At 63.0% G+C, this 16,219-nt stretch carries 15 protein-coding genes; 7 read left to right on the top strand and 8 right to left on the bottom strand.

The features are described 5' to 3' along the window. Nucleotides 1–5 precede the first annotated feature (5 nt). The 5 genes from rsmG to hemJ all read right to left on the bottom strand — a co-directional run bounded on the left by rsmG (nucleotide 6) and on the right by hemJ (nucleotide 6,721). Entirely contained in the window at nucleotides 6–677 is a 672-nt protein-coding gene (rsmG, locus tag JQ580_RS09495) for a 16S rRNA (guanine(527)-N(7))-methyltransferase RsmG (RefSeq protein WP_409363199.1), read from the bottom strand. 108 nt (nucleotides 678–785) lie between these two features. Next, the gene (mnmG, locus tag JQ580_RS09500; protein ID WP_212279614.1) at nucleotides 786–2,666 is read right to left on the bottom strand and encodes a tRNA uridine-5-carboxymethylaminomethyl(34) synthesis enzyme MnmG; all 1,881 of its coding nucleotides are present in this window, start codon (nucleotides 2,664–2,666) and stop codon (nucleotides 786–788) included. 439 nt (nucleotides 2,667–3,105) lie between these two features. Further along, nucleotides 3,106–4,458: a tRNA uridine-5-carboxymethylaminomethyl(34) synthesis GTPase MnmE gene (mnmE, locus tag JQ580_RS09505; protein ID WP_212279616.1), complete on the bottom strand. Its 1,353-nt coding sequence runs from the start codon at nucleotides 4,456–4,458 to the stop codon at nucleotides 3,106–3,108. A gap of 315 nt (nucleotides 4,459–4,773) precedes the next feature. Next, nucleotides 4,774–6,039, bottom strand: a complete 1,266-nt coding sequence (gene rho / locus JQ580_RS09510; protein WP_008133567.1) for a transcription termination factor Rho — start codon at nucleotides 6,037–6,039, stop codon at nucleotides 4,774–4,776. 247 nt (nucleotides 6,040–6,286) lie between these two features. Then, nucleotides 6,287–6,721, bottom strand: coding sequence for a protoporphyrinogen oxidase HemJ (gene hemJ, locus JQ580_RS09515; RefSeq protein ID WP_212279618.1), 435 nt, complete (start codon nucleotides 6,719–6,721; stop codon nucleotides 6,287–6,289). 457 nt (nucleotides 6,722–7,178) lie between these two features. Between hemJ and JQ580_RS09520 the strand changes: the two genes are divergently transcribed. The 4 genes from JQ580_RS09520 to dnaQ are packed head-to-tail and all read left to right on the top strand — an operon-like array spanning nucleotide 7,179 to nucleotide 9,999. Beyond that, complete coding sequence (locus JQ580_RS09520) at nucleotides 7,179–8,018, top strand: pyruvate, water dikinase regulatory protein (protein ID WP_212279621.1); 840 nt, start codon at nucleotides 7,179–7,181, stop codon at nucleotides 8,016–8,018. Between the two features lie 8 nt (nucleotides 8,019–8,026). After that, complete coding sequence (locus JQ580_RS09525; protein ID WP_212279622.1) at nucleotides 8,027–8,635, top strand: Maf family nucleotide pyrophosphatase; 609 nt, start codon at nucleotides 8,027–8,029, stop codon at nucleotides 8,633–8,635. 23 nt (nucleotides 8,636–8,658) lie between these two features. Beyond that, nucleotides 8,659–9,258 (top strand): dephospho-CoA kinase, encoded by a 600-nt coding sequence (gene coaE, locus JQ580_RS09530; protein ID WP_212280222.1) that lies wholly within the window; start codon nucleotides 8,659–8,661, stop codon nucleotides 9,256–9,258. Between the two features lie 27 nt (nucleotides 9,259–9,285). Beyond that, nucleotides 9,286–9,999 (top strand): DNA polymerase III subunit epsilon, encoded by a 714-nt coding sequence (dnaQ, locus tag JQ580_RS09535; RefSeq protein ID WP_212279624.1) that lies wholly within the window; start codon nucleotides 9,286–9,288, stop codon nucleotides 9,997–9,999. On the opposite strand, the gene secB is transcribed toward dnaQ, so the two are convergent. Next, a complete protein-coding gene (secB, locus tag JQ580_RS09540) occupies nucleotides 9,996–10,478 on the bottom strand; it encodes a protein-export chaperone SecB (RefSeq protein ID WP_212279626.1) in 483 nt (160 codons plus the stop codon). The two genes, dnaQ and secB, sit on opposite strands and share 4 nt — an antisense overlap. A 423-nt stretch (nucleotides 10,479–10,901) precedes the next feature. On the opposite strand from secB, the gene JQ580_RS09545 reads away from it, so the two are divergent. Genes JQ580_RS09545 through JQ580_RS09555 form a run of 3 tightly spaced genes read left to right on the top strand, consistent with a single transcriptional unit; the run spans nucleotide 10,902 to nucleotide 13,724 of the window. Further along, nucleotides 10,902–11,609, top strand: coding sequence for a Tim44/TimA family putative adaptor protein (locus tag JQ580_RS09545; RefSeq protein ID WP_212279628.1), 708 nt, complete (start codon nucleotides 10,902–10,904; stop codon nucleotides 11,607–11,609). Beyond that, nucleotides 11,587–13,137 (top strand): murein transglycosylase A, encoded by a 1,551-nt coding sequence (mltA, locus tag JQ580_RS09550; protein WP_212279630.1) that lies wholly within the window; start codon nucleotides 11,587–11,589, stop codon nucleotides 13,135–13,137. Before JQ580_RS09545 ends, mltA begins: the two co-directional genes overlap by 23 nt. Beyond that, nucleotides 13,134–13,724 carry a Smr/MutS family protein gene (locus JQ580_RS09555; RefSeq protein ID WP_212279632.1) on the top strand — a complete coding sequence of 197 codons (591 nt, stop codon included), beginning with the start codon at nucleotides 13,134–13,136 and terminating at the stop codon, nucleotides 13,722–13,724. Before mltA ends, JQ580_RS09555 begins: the two co-directional genes overlap by 4 nt. On the opposite strand, the gene JQ580_RS09560 is transcribed toward JQ580_RS09555, so the two are convergent. Together JQ580_RS09560 and hslU are read right to left on the bottom strand one after the other, a co-directional pair. Further along, nucleotides 13,721–14,845, bottom strand: a complete 1,125-nt coding sequence (locus tag JQ580_RS09560; RefSeq protein ID WP_212279634.1) for a hypothetical protein — start codon at nucleotides 14,843–14,845, stop codon at nucleotides 13,721–13,723. The two genes, JQ580_RS09555 and JQ580_RS09560, sit on opposite strands and share 4 nt — an antisense overlap. A 28-nt stretch (nucleotides 14,846–14,873) precedes the next feature. After that, a complete protein-coding gene (gene hslU / locus JQ580_RS09565) occupies nucleotides 14,874–16,178 on the bottom strand; it encodes an ATP-dependent protease ATPase subunit HslU (RefSeq protein WP_212279636.1) in 1,305 nt (434 codons plus the stop codon). Nucleotides 16,179–16,219: the final 41 nt, after the last annotated feature.

The following is a 16,219-nucleotide window of genomic DNA, read 5'->3' on the forward strand; positions in this document are numbered from 1 at the left end:
ACGCCTCACCCGCGCCGTTCGACGGACATCAGCTCGACGATCCACCCGTCGCCTGTACGGCTTTTGTGGAGCTGCGGCTGAATATTCCAATATTTAGCGGCTTCGGTCAATTCAGCCTCTACATCTTGACCCTTGAGAAACAACGCTTTTGCGCCCTGACGCATCAGCGGCTCCGCAAAGCCGATGAGTTGATGTAGCGGAGCCAACGCACGCGCGGTGACGCAATCGACAGGGCCGGTGATTCTATCCACATTATCCCCGATCTCAGCCAGATGTACGACTCCAGGAGATGTGGTGACGCGGAGAGCTTCGCGCAAAAATGCGGCCTTCTTCGCGATCCGCTCGACGAGATGGACGCTTGCCCCTGGGGTCCCGGCCATGGCGCAGGCAAGAACGACGCCGGGAAAGCCGCCGCCGCTGCCGAGGTCGGCCCAGCGCTTTGCAGAGGGCGCGAGCTTGACCAGCTGAAGCGAGTCGGCGATGTGCCGGGTCCAGAGTTGCGGCAAGGTCGAGGGTGCAACCAGGTTGGTCTTGGCCTGCCACTCCCGGAGCAACGCGATGTAGCGGTCGAGCCGCGCCTCCGTTTCATGCGAAACGGGCGCAAGCTTCAGCGCCTCGCGCTTGTCCGCGTCGATGACGGAGTCCAGCGCCTGATCGTTGGCCGCCGCCTTGTGGATTTTCGGTTTGGTCGGTCCCGGTTCGGACCGGTTAGCTGCGCCCTCGCTTTGGGGTCGTCGCGTTAGCGGTCTGTCTCCGCCCGGTCCGCGCTGTTTCACGTGAAACGCCTATGCGATTGCTTGGGAGGTCTTCCGGGCCTCGCGCCGGAGATAGGCCGCAAGAATGCCAAGCGCGGCCGGGGTCATCCCGTCGATCCGACCGGCCTGCCCAACGGTGAACGGCCGCGCTTTTTCCAGCTTGGCGCGGACTTCGTTAGAAAGCCCAGGCACCTGCTGATAATCGACCTCGGACAGAACCAACCCCTCGTCTCGCCGGAAGGCTTCGACGTCGGCGCTCTGGCGTTCGAGGTAGACATCGTACTTGGCGTCGATCTCAAGATGCGTAGCGATGACGGGGTCGATTGCGGATAGCTCCGGCCAGATCGCGCGGACCTGGCTCCAGCCGATATCAGGATGGGCCATCAGCGAGAACGCCGACCGGCGCTGGCCGTCCCGGTTCAAAGACAGTCCGTGCTTGATTGCCTCGTTCGGGGTGATCGTCAGCGACTTCGACAGCGTCCGAGCCGCATTCAGAGCGTCCATCTTGGCGCGGTGATGCCGGATCCGGGCATTCCCGACGCAGCCGAGCGCAATCCCCTTCTCGGTGAGGCGCTGATCGGCATTGTCGGCCCGCAGCGTCAGCCGGTATTCGGCCCTGGAGGTGAACATCCGATAGGGCTCGCTGATGCCGCGGGTGACGAGGTCGTCGATCATCACACCGAGATAGCCGTCGGCACGGTCGAACACGGTCAGTGCGGCCCCGCTCGCAGCCAGCGCCGCATTCAGGCCGGCAACGATGCCCTGCCCGGCGGCCTCTTCGTACCCGGTGGTGCCGTTGATCTGACCGGCCAGGAACAGGCCACGCAGGCGCTTGGTCTGCAGGGTCGGATCCAGCTCGCGCGGATCGATGTGGTCGTATTCGATGGCATAACCCGGGCGGACCATCTTCACCCGCTCCAGACCGGGAATTGTGGCAAGGATGGCGAGCTGGACCTCCTCAGGGAGCGAGGTCGAGATGCCGTTGGGATAGACGGTGCTGTCGTCGAGGCCCTCTGGCTCGAGGAAAATCTGGTGGCCATCGCGGTCGCCGAAGCGGACGATCTTGTCCTCGATCGAGGGGCAATAGCGCGGACCGGAACTCTTGATCTGACCGGAGTACATCGGGGAGCGATGGACATTGGCCCGGATCACCTCATGGGTCGCAGCCGTGGTCCGTGTGATTCCACACTCGATCTGAGGCGTCGTGATCCGCTCGGTCAGCACCGAAAACGGCTCCGGCGGCTCGTCTCCGGGCTGCATCTCGACCGCTGACCAGTCGATCGTTGTGCCGTCGAGGCGCGGTGGAGTACCGGTCTTGAGCCGTCCGAGGGTGAAGCCTGCGCGCTCAAAGGACGCGGAAAGCCCCAACGCGGGCGCCTCACCGACGCGGCCGGCGGGCCAGTTCCTCTCTCCGAGATGAATCAGACCGCGAAGGAAGGTGCCTGTGGTGACAACAACAGCCCCTGCCCGCAGCTCCCGGCCATCGGCCAGGCGCAGACCGGTGACCCGGCCATCGGCCACGATCAGCTCCTCTGCCTCACCTTCGATGACCGAGAGACCCTCGCTCTCCCTGATCGCGGCCTGCATCGCGGCGGCGTAGAGCTTCCGATCAGCCTGGGCCCGAGGGCCTCTGACGGCGGGACCCTTCCGGCGATTGAGAACACGAAACTGGATGCCGCCGGCATCGCCCACGCGACCCATCAGACCATCCAGCGCATCGACTTCGCGAACCAGATGACCCTTGCCGAGGCCGCCAATTGCGGGATTGCAGGACATCGCGCCGACTGTGGAGAAACGATGCGTCACCAAAGCCGTCAAAGCACCCATCCGCGCAGACACGGCCGCGGCCTCACAGCCGGCGTGGCCGCCGCCAATCACGATGACGTCGAAGCTCTCTCGCTCTGTTCGCATAGCGGGACTTCTATCTCAGAGGCGCTTGGTCAGGAAGTGGAAACTCTCGTGAGGGTGTTTCACGTGAAACACTCGTCCTGCCCGGGGCGATTTTGCGAAAACAACCCCATGCACAGTAGAACGGGCTTTGAATTGTCTAGCGTTTTCACGAAAAAATCTGCGCCTTCCGATGACACTGAAGCCCATGACGGCCACTTTGGTCAGGCGATCGGCGAGAAATTCGGCTTCTGGTGCAGCGACGTCGTCCTCTCGTTTAGCAAGTGGGCCGGGCCTAGACTTCTCCGGGAACACGCAAGTTGAGGCTCGCCGGGAATGTTTCACGTGAAACAGCCGGCCGACGCCCTGAGGACTTCCAGAGTGCCCGGGTTCCAACTGGAGCCGACAAGCGTTTCACGTGAAACAATGGAACATGTGCTAGTTCTAGGTTGTAGGATCAGTTCTACTTTCCGATGCAGAACTTCTGGAAAATTGCGCCCAGGACGTCTTCGACATCCACCCGGCCAAGCAGCCGTCCCAAGGCGTAAGCTGCCGCGCGCAGCTCCTCGGCGGCCAGCTCCTCTCCGTCCCCTAAAAGTTCGAGACTCCGGGACAAGCTTTCCGAGGCCCGGCTCAAAAGCTCGCGCTGGCGGGCGCGCGTCACGACTGCACCCTCTGTGGCTCCGAAAAAGTCGGAAGCGAATTTGACCAGTGCGTCGACCAGCTCGGGGATGCCATCGCCACGCCTTGCCGAGATCCCGAATTCACCACTCGGTCCTGTAGCGCCGGCTCCGAGATCGATCTTGTTGCGGACGATCCAGACCGAGCCCCCTGGCCCGTCCCCGTCTTCGGATTTCCGAAGGCAACGCAGCGCGCCCGGATCGACGGCCTGTTCCCCCTCCACCAGCCACAGCACGAGGTCGGCAGCCTCGGCTCGGGCCCGCGCACGGCGCACGCCCTCCTGCTCGACCGGATCGTCCGTCTCGCGAATACCCGCGGTGTCGATCACCGTGACGGGATAGCCATCGAGATCGAGCTGGACCTCGATCACGTCACGCGTGGTGCCGGCATGCGGCGACACGATCGCGACCTCGCGGCGTGCCAGCTGATTGATCAATGTCGACTTGCCGACATTGGGCTCGCCGGCGATGGCAACCACGATGCCCTCCCGCAGGCGTTCAGAATGTCCCTGTACCGCAAGGACTTCTGCGATTTCACCATGCAGCGCTTCGATCGCCTTGATCGCCGGCGCCCTCAGCTGGGCCGGCACGTCGCCCTCATCGGAAAAATCGATGCCGGCTTCGATCAGCGCCGACGCCTCGATGATGCGCTCACGCCAGTCGCGTGCACGATCGCCGAGCAGCCCTTGCAGCTGCCGCAACGCCTGGCGGCGCTGGCGGTCCGTATCGGCGTGGATGAGATCGTCGAGGCCCTCGGCCTCGGTGAGGTCGAGCTTGCCGTTCTCAAAGGCGCGCCGCGTGAACTCGCCTGGCTCGGCGGCTCGGATATTCGGAATTACAGCAATTTCGCCAAACAGCGCCGAGAGCACGGCGCGGCCGCCGTGAACGTGGAATTCGGCGACGTCCTCGCCGGTCGCACTGGCCGGCCCCGGAAACCACAGCACCACCGCATCGTCGATGGGCTGGCCCGCACCGTCGCGAAGCAGCCGGCGACTGGCCTGCCTCGGCGCCGGCAGCTTCTCCGCCAGAGTCGTCAGCGCCAGGCCGGCTTGCGGACCCGAGACGCGCACCACGGCGATCGCACTCGGCGCCCGGCCGGACGACAGCGCAAAGATGGTCTGGTCCCGTGGATGCATGGCCTATTTGTCCGGCCACCAGGGAAAAGGCAAACACCGTTTGCAGGTGACCCGTCCGGATGGTTTCGCTGCATCATTCCCCGCAGCAAAATTTCTTGTTGCATCGCAACATGGCAATACCCTTTTGTTCGCAGAAGTCTTTCCGCCTCAGCGAAAAGACCTGCCTGAAGTCAACTATTATTCAGCTTTATCAAAGCCTTACGTGGATTTACATCGGGGTCGCAACTTCGCAGTATGCTGCACCTTCGCTGCAACAAGGTTGCACAAAAAGAAAGGGCGCCCGAAGGCGCCCTTGAATCCTTTGCTGCACTGCACTCAGGTGTTCATGGAATCGAAGAACTCCGAATTGCTCTTGGTCGAGCGCAGCTTGTCGAGCAGGAAGTCGATCGCGTCCATCGTGCCCATCGGGTTGAGGATGCGGCGGAGCACGTACATCTTCTTGAGCACTTGCGGATCGGTGATGAGCTCCTCCTTGCGGGTGCCGGAGCGCGAGATGTCGATCGCCGGGAAGGTGCGCTTGTCCGAGACCTTGCGGTCCAGGATCAGCTCCGAGTTACCGGTGCCCTTGAACTCTTCGAAGATGACTTCGTCCATGCGGCTGCCGGTATCGACCAGCGCGGTCGCGATGATGGTCAGCGAGCCGCCCTCCTCGATGTTGCGGGCGGCACCGAAGAAACGCTTCGGCCGCTGCAACGCATTGGCGTCGACACCGCCCGTCAGCACCTTGCCGGATGAGGGAACCACGGTGTTGTAGGCGCGGCCGAGGCGGGTGATCGAATCGAGCAGGATCACGACGTCGCGGCCGTGCTCGACCAGGCGCTTGGCCTTTTCGATCACCATTTCGGCGACCTGGACGTGACGCACCGCGGGTTCGTCGAAGGTCGAGGATACGACCTCGCCCTTCACCGAGCGCTGCATGTCCGTGACTTCTTCCGGACGTTCGTCGATCAGCAGCACGATCAGATAGCATTCGGGATGGTTGTGCGTGATCGAGTGCGCGATGTTCTGCATCAGCACGGTTTTACCCGTGCGCGGCGGCGCCACGATCAGCGCGCGCTGGCCCTTGCCGATCGGCGCGACGATGTCGATCACCCTTGCAGAAAGGTCTTTCCGCGTCGGGTCGTCGATCTCCATGCGGAAACGCTGGTTCGGAAACAGCGGCGTGAGGTTGTCGAAATTGACCTTGTGCTTGGCCTTTTCCGGGTCCTCGAAATTGAGTGTGTTGACCTTCAGCAGCGCGAAATAGCGTTCGCCCTCTTTCGGGCTGCGGATGTGGCCTTCGATGGTGTCGCCGGTGCGCAGGCCGAAACGGCGGATCTGCGACGGCGAAACGTAGATATCATCAGGGCCCGGCAGATAGTTCGCATCGGGCGAGCGCAAAAAGCCGAAGCCGTCGGAGAGCACCTCGACGACACCCTGGCCGACAATGTCGGTCTCGGCGAGCGCGAGCTGTTTGAGGATGGCGAACAGCAGTTCCTGCTTGCGCATCGTGCTGGCATTCTCGACCCCATTCTCCTCCGCGAACGAGACGAGCTCGGCCGGCGTCTTGGACTTGAGGTCTTCGAGTTTAATTTCCCGCATTGGGGTGGTCCTGTGGGGTAACCTTGGGAGGGGGCTGCGAGGAGGCTCTGAAATGCGGACGTGAGAAGATAAGGTCCGCAGGTCTGGCAAGGTTAAGTGCCGATGAGGCTTCAAACCTGATGCGGTGTCCGGCCTCTGGAAAGCTCAGACACAACCACATCCGCCTGCGTTGGGTGGGATGTCGACAATATAGAAAATCGCCCGCCACTCCGCAAGCCGAAGCACTGAGCGTTTCGTCGCGCTCTGCCTAGAACGGCTTCACGATCACCATGATGACGATGATGATCATCAAAATCGTCGGCACCTCATTGATAATCCGATAGAATTTCTGGGTTCGCAGACGCCGGTCGGCGGCGAAGTCCTTGACCCAGCGGGAAAAAAAGCCGTGGACCGCCGACATCGCCAGGACCATTGCCAGTTTTACGTGCAGCCAGCCGAATGAAAACCAGTGGCCGGACCAGGCAAGGTAGAGCCCGGCGAGCCAAGTGACGATCATGGCGGGGTTGATGATCGCCTTGAACAGCCGGCGTTCCATGATCTTGAACGTTTCCGACTGCTTCGAGCCAATTTCAGCCTCGCAGTGATAAACGAACAGCCGCGGCAGATAGAGCATGCCGGCCATCCAGGCGATGACCGCGATCACATGCAGCGCCTTGATCCAGAGATAGACGTCTTCGAACATGTTTCGCGCCCGGGATTTCCGCCAGAGAATGGAACTGGGGATAGTAAGAACTCGTTAAGGTCTCACCTGCACACATAGTCCATCTGGAGCGCACCTTCTCCTATAAAGAATCTTAGATTCTTAAGGTTTGAGTCTATGTGACCGTGAATTGGACTCACAAGAATCCGTCCGCACGTTTCCGATCGTTTGTTCACATCCATCAACATATCCCCGGCAGCTCTGGTGACTTCCGAGAAGTCGACCAGCTTCAAAGGCTTGCGCGTGTCTGTCGGCAGCTTATCAAGGGGTTGTCTGAGGAATCCCATGTTTGCTTTTGCGGGGCATCGAACTTGTTCAGAGGGGCAGTGGTGTGAACAAAATTGGCAGTTCTCCCGCCCCCGGTGTCGCGCAACCCTTTCCGAGGGGTTAAGGTCCACAGAAATCCACAAACCACACCGTCCTCATACAAAGAGTTTTTGTGCCGACCTCGAACAATTATTTCCATCTGCACCTCGTGTCCGACTCGACCGGCGAGACACTGATTACGGTGGCGCGCGCCGTCGCTGCGCAATACGCGAACGTCACCCCCGTCGAGCATGTCTATCCGCTGGTGCGCAGCCAGAAGCAGCTCGACCGCGTGCTCGACGAGATCGAGGAGGCGCCGGGGATCGTGCTGTTCACGCTACTGGAGAAGGATCTGGTCTCCAGGCTCGAGGACAAGTGCAAGGGAATCAATGTTCCGAGCCTGTCGATCATCGGGCCGGTGATGCAGCTGTTCGAAGCCTATCTCGGAGCTGCGACGACCGGCCGCGTCGGCGCCCAGCACGTCCTCAACGCGGAATATTTCAAGCGCATCGACGCACTGAACTACACCATGATCCATGACGACGGTCAGCATGTCGAAGGCCTCGACGATGCCGACGTCGTCCTGGTCGGCGTGTCCCGCACTTCGAAGACGCCGACGTCGATCTATCTCGCCAATCGCGGCATCCGCACGGCCAACGTGCCGCTGGTCCCCGGCATCCCGGTGCCATCGCAATTGGAGACGCTGACGCGGCCGCTGGTGGTGAGCCTGCATGCGACGCCGGAACGCCTGATTCAGGTTCGTACGAACCGTCTTCTCTCGATGGGCGCCGATTCCAGCAGCGACACCTATACCGACAAACAGTCGGTCGCCGAGGAGGTTGCATTCGCCCGCAAGCTGAGCGCGAAGCACGACTGGCCGCTGCTCGACGTCACGCGGCGCTCGATCGAGGAAACCGCGGCGGCGATCATGAAGCTCTACAGTGACCGCCAGCGCAACCGGCCTTCCGGATAGCCTTTGCGATGGGTCTGTGGCTCGGCAAACATCCGTTGATCCTGGCCTCGCAAAGCAGCGCCCGCAAAATGCTGCTGGCCAATGCCGGGCTGGAGTTCAAGGCTGTCACCGCCGATATCGACGAGCGCGGCATTCAATCGGCTTCGGCGCTTTCAAATCCGCGCGAGATCGCTCTGCTGCTGGCCCGCGAAAAGGCCAAATCGGTCTCGGCCGGTACTCCCGGCAGTTACGTGATCGGGGCCGATCAGACCCTGGCGCTTGGCAACCGTCTTTTCAACAAGCCGGCGGGCCGTGCGCAGGCATTGGCGCAATTGCGCGATCTCGCCGGCAGCAGCCACGAGCTGAATTCCGCGGTAGCCGTGGCGCGTGATGGCCAGATCGTTTTCGAAGACGTCTCGATTGCCCGCATGACCATGCGCGAGCTGAGCGACGACAAGCTTTCAGCCTATCTAGACGCTGCCGGCGACGCCGTCACCACCAGCGTGGGCGCCTATCAGCTCGAAGGCCTGGGCATCCATCTGTTCGAGCGGATCGAGGGCGATCATTTCACCATTCTCGGCCTGCCGCTGCTGCCGCTGCTTGCGTTCCTGCGACGCGAACGGCTAGTTGCCGTGTGACTGACAGACAGGGCTGGGCGCTGATGCGGATCCTCGGACTGACCGGCTCGATCGGGATGGGAAAATCCACCACCGCGAAACTGTTCGCGGAGGCAGGTGTGCCTGTGTACGATGCCGACGCCGCCGTGCATCAGCTCTATGAGGGCGAAGCGGCACCCGCGATCGAGGCCGCCTTCCCCGGCACCACCGTGAATGGCAGGGTGGACCGACCTAAATTATCGGCGCGCGTCGTGCATGATCCCGCCGCCATCAAGCAGCTCGAGCAGATCGTCCATCCGATGCTCGGCGCGTCCCGGCAGAAGTTCTTCGCCGAGGCGGAAGCTGCCAAGGCGCCGGTCGTGGTGCTCGACATTCCGCTGCTGTTCGAAACCGGTGGCGAGAAGCGCGTGGACGCCGTGGTGGTGGTCTCGACCTCGCCGGAACTCCAGCGCGAGCGGGTGCTGGCGCGCGGCACCATGGACGAAGCCAAGCTCGACGCCATCATCGCCAAGCAGACGCCCGATGCCGAGAAGCGCAAGCGTGCTGATTTCGTGGTGGATACGTCGCACGGACTTGAACCGGTGCGCGCGCAAATCGCCCACATCTTGGCCGAGGTGGTTAAGATGCCGCAGCGGCGGACCTGATTCGCCGTCTCACTCGGCCTCCCGACCATGCGCGAAATCGTTCTCGATACCGAAACCACTGGCCTCGATCCGCTTCGCGGCGATCGTCTGGTCGAGATCGGCTGCGTCGAGATGCTTAACCGCATGCCGACGGGACAGACCTACCACGTCTATATCAATCCTGAACGGGACATGCCGGCGGAAGCCTTCGCGGTGCATGGGCTGTCGGCCGAATTTCTGTCGACCAAGCCGCTGTTCCACGAGGTCGCCGATGCGTTTCTGGAGTTCATCGGCGATGCGCCGCTGGTGATCCACAACGCCTCGTTCGACATCGGCTTCATCAACGCCGAGCTCGACAGGATCAAGCGCGCGGCGATCCCGCGCGAACGGCTGGTCGATACGCTTCTGCTGGCGCGCCGCAAGCATCCCGGCGTGTCCAACCGGCTCGACGATCTCTGCTCGCGCTATGCGATCGACAACTCACGCCGCACCAAGCACGGCGCGCTGCTGGACGCCGAGTTGCTGGCCGAGGTCTATGTGGATCTGGTCGGGGCGCGGCAGTCGCAGCTGCTGCTGGCGTCGGACGCTCAAGAGATTCGCGTCAATGCGGCTGGCGATGCGCCGCGGCGGCAGCGGCTGGTGCCGCTTGCGCCGCGGGTTTCAGATGCCGAGCGTGAGGCCCACCGGGCCTTCATCGCGACGCTCGGCGACAAGGCGATCTGGAACGAGTTTTTGGCCGCTCCAGTTTCTCCCCCCGTTTAGGCCTGGCCGCTCGGCTGGGCGGCCATTTGCCGCTCCACGTTCTGACGATAGAGACCGACGAAGTCGACGGGATCCAGCATCAGGGGCGGGAACCCGCCGTCGCGCACCGCCGTCGCGATGATCTCGCGGGCGAACGGGAACAGCAGACGGGGGCACTCGATCATGACCAGCGGATGCAGATTTTCCTTCGGCACGTTCGCAATGCGGAACACGCCGGCATAGGCGAGCTCGAACGAGAACATGATCTTGCCCGCGGTCTCGGCCTTGCCCTCGACCGACAACGTCACCTCGAACTCCTGTTCGCTGAGGTTGTTGGCGCTGACATTGATCTGGATGTTGATCTGGGGGGGCTGGCTCTGCTGCTGGAGCGAAGTGGGCGCGTTCGGATTCTCGAACGACAGGTCCTTGGTATATTGTGCCAGTACGTTGAGCTGGGGAGCCTGGGCCGCCTCGGGAGGGGTGCCGTTACCGTTGGTCATGAGAGTCTCTCCTTACCCGATTTGGGCTGAATTTCGCGGCGGTTGGCTAACATAGGGCCGGCTCATTCCACAAGGACGAACGGTCCTGGCGGGGGGGTTCCGGCGGCGCCGCAGCTGCCGCGTCGGTCCGGCCTTTTCCGTCAAACTGCGCCTTAAACGATTGAAGATGCGCGATTTCCGGGCAGGATCGGGTTTCCCCTTAAGCATAAAACGCGCTACACTCGGTGCTGTGCCAAATGGCGCCATTGGCCGGGCAAGATTTCGTGCCTACATCCCACGGACCTGACGTGGACCTAAAATGGTGATGTAGACTTGCCGTTCCCGTATGGAACGGTCTACTGGCCGGATTGATTTCCCCGGCGACGACCTCAAAGACCCGACGACTTCAAAGACCCAGAGCAAAGACCAGAAAGCGAATCCGACGTGGACATCTACACCATCATCTTCCTGGCGCTGGCGGTCTTCATCTTTCTGCGGCTGCGCAGCGTGCTCGGGCAGCGGACCGGCAACGAGCGGCCGCCGTTCGATCGAACCGCCGCCCGCAATGCGCTCGGGGGTGCCCAGGACAACAATGTCGTGACCATGCCGGGCAAGGTGATTGACCAGGCCCCGCTGGCGCCGACAGCCGAGCCGACCCCGCCCTCCGATCGCTGGAAGGGCCTGACCGAGCCGGGCACGGCGCTGGCGCAGGGCCTGGACGCCATCGTCGAGAAGGATTCCACGTTCGACCCGCGTCATTTCATCTCTGGTGCCCGCGGCGCCTATGAGATGATCGTGCTGGCCTTTGCCAATGGCGACCGCCGCGCGCTGCGCGACCTGTTGTCGCCGGACGTCTATGAAAGCTTCGAGGCCGCCATCAAGGAACGCGAGACGAAAGAGCAGAAGACCGAGACCCGCTTCGTCTCGATCGACAAGGCCGAACTCGTCGGCGCCGAGCTGCGCGACCGCACCGCCCAGCTTACGATCCGCTTCGTCTCGCAGATGATTTCGGCCACACGAGACAAGGCCGGCAACATCGTCGACGGCAGCGCCGACACGGTTGCCGACATCACCGACATCTGGACTTTCGCCCGCGACATCACCTCCCGCGATCCGAACTGGAAGCTGGTTGGCACCGGAAGCGCGAATTAAGGTCTTTCTGAAGACCGGCGCGACGGCGCTTTGCGCAGGCGTCGTCGCGCTGTCCTCGTTTTCGCTCGGCGCCGAAGCGGCGCGGCGCCATTATCGCAGCCATCACCATCATACCCCGCCATTGCCCGCTGCTCCGGCGCGGGCCTTGCCCTATCCGCAGCTCCCGCTGCCGTTCGAAATTCCCGGCGCGCAATATCTGCCGCTGGCCTGGGCGGACGTGAAGGGCTGGAGCGATGACAATCACCTCGCGGCCTACAAGACGTTTCGCGCCAGCTGCAGGCCGATCAACGCACAAAACGGCGCGACTGAGCCGAAGACCGAATCAAAAGCGATTGGAGGCTCGCTGAGCGAACCTTGCCGGGCGGCGAAGTCGCTCGAGCTCGCCGACGACGCCACGGCAAAAGCGTTTTTCGAGGAGCACTTCGCGCCGCTGCGGATCTCGCGCCTCGGCGAGCCCGACGGTTTCGTCACCGGCTATTACGAGCCTGTGCTGGAGGGATCGCGCACGCAGACCGATATCTACAACGTTCCGGTCTATCGCCGCCCCTCGAACCTGTTCGTGCGCGGCTACAAGCAGGATTCGGTGAGCCTGCCCAACAAGGGTCCGGTTTATCGCAAGATCGGCCGCCGCAAGCTGGTGCCCTATTACGACCGCGGCGAGATCGAGGACGGCAAGATCGCCGGCCGCGGGCTCGAGATCGCCTGGCTGAAGGATCCGACCGATCTGCTGTTCGCGCAGATCCAGGGCTCGGCGCGGATCAAGTTCGACGACGGCAGCTCGGTCCGGCTCAACTACGACGCCTATAACGGCTATCCCTACACCGCCGTCGGTCGCATCCTGATCGAGCGCGGCATCATCCCCCGGGAAGAGATGTCGATGCAGAAGATCAGGGAATGGATGACGCAGAATCCTGATGGCGCCAAGGAGCTGCGCCGCGCGAACCGCGCCTACATCTTCTTCCGAGAGGTCAACCTCTCCGACAAGGACGAAGCGGTGGGCGCGCAAGGCATTCCGCTGACCGCGGGACGCTCCATCGCCGTCGACAAGTCGCTGCACGTCTACGGCACGCCGTTCTTCATCGAGGGCGAGTTGCCGATCGAATCCGATCGCGCCAAGACGCCGTTCCATCGGCTGATGATCGCGCAGGACACCGGCTCGGCCATCATTGGACCTGCGCGCGCCGACCTCTTTTTCGGCGCCGGGCAGGAAGCCGGTCGCATCTCCGGTCGGTTGCGCCACCCCATGCATTTCGTGATGCTGGTCCCGAAGGGCCTCGATCCGTCGGCGCGAGCTGCGCGGCTGCCGGTGCCCGACCCGCGTCCCTCGGAGAAGATCGCAAAGCTGTTTCCGCAAACCGATCCCGGGAAGGAAACCACGAAGCCCACCGCTGCTGCCGGCCCCGCGGACACCAAGAGCGACACGGTCGCCATCGCGGGTCCGGTCCCGCTGCCGGCGCCGCGTCCGGTGATCGAGGCCGATCGCGAACCGCAGCGGCCAGCGAAGAAACGTCCCCATCGGCAGCAATGAAGCGATCGTCTCGTCCGCCCGTGCTGGAGCCTCGCCCCTCGCCGCGCCGCCGCGCGCTGAGCGAGGAAGAGCGCGAGCTGTGGGATATGGTCGCAAAGCAGGTCAAGCCGCTGAAGAAGCATCGCGCTGGAAAGGCCTCTGCCTCGCCGCGCGCCGAGCCTTCACCCGCAGTGCCGGTGGTGAGATCAGTTTCGTCTTCCCGTCCGATTGCCGCTGCGCCAACGCCGCGCGTCGCCAAACCGGCCGTCCCGCCGCTGGCGCCGCTTGGCAAGCGCGAGCGGACAAAACTGTCGCGCGGCCGCAGTGAGATCGAGGCGCGGCTCGATCTGCACGGCATGACCCAGACCCGCGCGCATCGCGCCTTGACCGGCTTCCTGCACCGCGCCCATCACGACGGCCTGACCTTCGTGCTCGTCATCACCGGCAAGGGCCGCAGCGGCGGCGAAAGCGGCGTACTGCGCCGTCAGGTGCCGGAATGGCTGAGCCTGCCGGAATTCCGCAGCTTCGTCGTCGGCTTCGAGACGGCCCATATCGGCCATGGCGGCGAAGGCGCGCTGTATGTGCGGATCAGGCGGGCGAGGTTCTAGAATGGCCGAATGATTCCGACGCGCGGGATCACCGTGAGGATCAGGCCGAAGATGTTGGTGTTCCGATCCTCGGCCGGGATCAGCGGGGCTTCATGTTTGGCCGGCAGCATCTTCACCGCGTGCAGGATCAGGAACATGCAGACCGCCCAGTTCGAGATCCAGCGCGAATAGTCGAACACCATCGCGAACATCACGAGATAAGCGAGACTGATGCCGATCAGAGCCGCGAGCACGAGCCGGCGGTGCGTCTCGCTTGCGAGCGCGCCGATCAGGTTTGCGAAGAAGCGCCACAGCGGCGTGTGCAGCCAGATCAGCAACGCGAACACGGGCACGCCGAGGATGTTGTGCGGCAGGCGGCCCCAGGTGTCCGAAATCTCCTTCGCCAGCGGCTGGTACCAGATATAGGCGAATTGCAAGAGATCCGTGCGGGACGGATCGGCCATCCGCGTTTTCAGGTACGCAACGAAGTCGGCTTCAGGGACCGGCATCGTCCCCAAAAACTGCGCCGCAAAGAACAGCGCTGCGACGATGGCGAGGGCGACGATGCCGAACGCGACATTGCCGCGATTGAGTCCGCAAGCGAGATAGTGCCTGATCACGACGATGGTGATGATCGTCGGCACATACATGAGCAGATGAATGTGGTGGATCAGGACGAGCACGATCGAGAACAGTGCTGCCGTTGCCACGAACAGCAATGAGCCAGCCGGCATCAGCATCAGGATGATCGCCAGCGCACAGCCATAGATGTCGAAATGGCCGAGCGTGTGCATGAAATTCTTCAGGAAGAACGGCGAGCCCGCCATGAAGACGAACAGCGGCAGCGTTTTCGCGGTGAAGCCAAAGCTCTTCTGAAACAGCCTTGCATAGAGACCCAGCGTCACCAGCCACGTCACCCCGCCGATCGCGAACACCGACCAGACCGGCACCTTGTCCGTGAACAGCGCGACGATGGCCCCGATCAGTGCGCGCTTGATAAAGCCGAAATGGTAGTCGACCAGCAGATGGATATAGGGGACGTAAGGCGGCAGCTGGATCTTATGGGTGAACACGCCGACGATGACCGCCGCGTTGATCGCGAGCAGGAGCCGCCAGGGATTTTGCAGGATGCGTACGGTCACGCCGCATCAATAGCGTGACCGCTCCAAATTACAAAATGAACCGGCTCAGATCCGCGTTCTTGGCGAGGTCGCCGACGTGCCTCTGCACGAAATCCGCATCGACCTTGACGGTCTCGCCGCTGCGGTCGGGGGCGGTGAACGAGATCTCGTCCAGCACCCGCTCCATCACGGTCTGCAGCCGCCGCGCGCCGATGTTCTCGACGGTGGAATTGACGGCGACCGCGACGTCGGCGAGCGCGTCGATGGCGCCGTCGGTGATATCGAGTGTCACGCCCTCGGTCTGCATCAAGGCGACATATTGCTTGATCAGAGAGGCCTCGGGCTCGGTCAGGATGCGGCGCATGTCGTCGCGGGTCAGCGCCTGCAATTCGACGCGGATCGGCAGGCGGCCCTGCAATTCCGGCAGCAGGTCCGACGGCTTGGCGACGTGGAAGGCGCCGGAAGCGATGAACAGGATGTGGTCGGTCTTGACCGCGCCGTGCTTGGTCGAGACGGTGGTGCCCTCGATCAAGGGCAACAGATCGCGCTGCACGCCTTCGCGCGAGACGTCGCCGCCGGCACGGCCTTCGCGCGCGCAGATCTTGTCGATCTCGTCGAGGAACACGATGCCGTTGTTCTCGACCGCGTTGATCGCCTCCAGCGTCAGCTGATCGGTGTCCAGCAGCTTGTCGGACTCCTCGTTGACGAGGATCTCGTGCGAGCCCTCCACCGTCAGCCGCCGCGTCTTGCTGCGGCCGCCGAGCTTGCCGAAGATATCGCCGATCGAAATCGCGCCCATCTGCGCGCCCGGCATGCCGGGGATTTCGAACATCGGCATGCCGCTGCCGGACGACTGTGTCTCGACCTCGATTTCCTTGTCGTTGAGCTCGCCGGCGCGCAGCTTCTTGCGGAAGGATTCGCGCGTCGCGGAAGAGGCGTTTGCGCCGACCAGCGCATCGAGCACCCGCTCTTCGGCGGCGAGCTGCGCGCGGGCGTGCACGTCCTTGCGCTTCTTCTCGCGAATCTGGGCGATCGCCACCTCGACGAGGTCGCGCACGATCTGCTCGACGTCGCGGCCGACATAACCGACCTCGGTGAATTTGGTCGCTTCCACCTTGAGGAACGGCGCATTCGCGAGCTTGGCGAGCCGCCGCGCAATTTCCGTCTTGCCGACGCCGGTCGGGCCGATCATCAGGATGTTCTTCGGCAGCACCTCTTCGCGCAAGGAGCCGGTGAGCTGCTGCCGCCGCCAGCGGTTGCGCAGCGCGATCGAGACGGCGCGCTTGGCATCGGCCTGGCCGACGATGAAACGGTCGAGTTCGGAAACGATTTCGCGGGGAGAGAAGTCTGTCATGGGACCTTAGCTAGGGTCAGATGCGGGGTAGGACAAGCCGG

It is taken from the genome of Bradyrhizobium sp. SZCCT0148 (assembly GCF_018129985.1).
Lineage (GTDB): Bacteria > Pseudomonadota > Alphaproteobacteria > Rhizobiales > Xanthobacteraceae > Bradyrhizobium > Bradyrhizobium japonicum_H.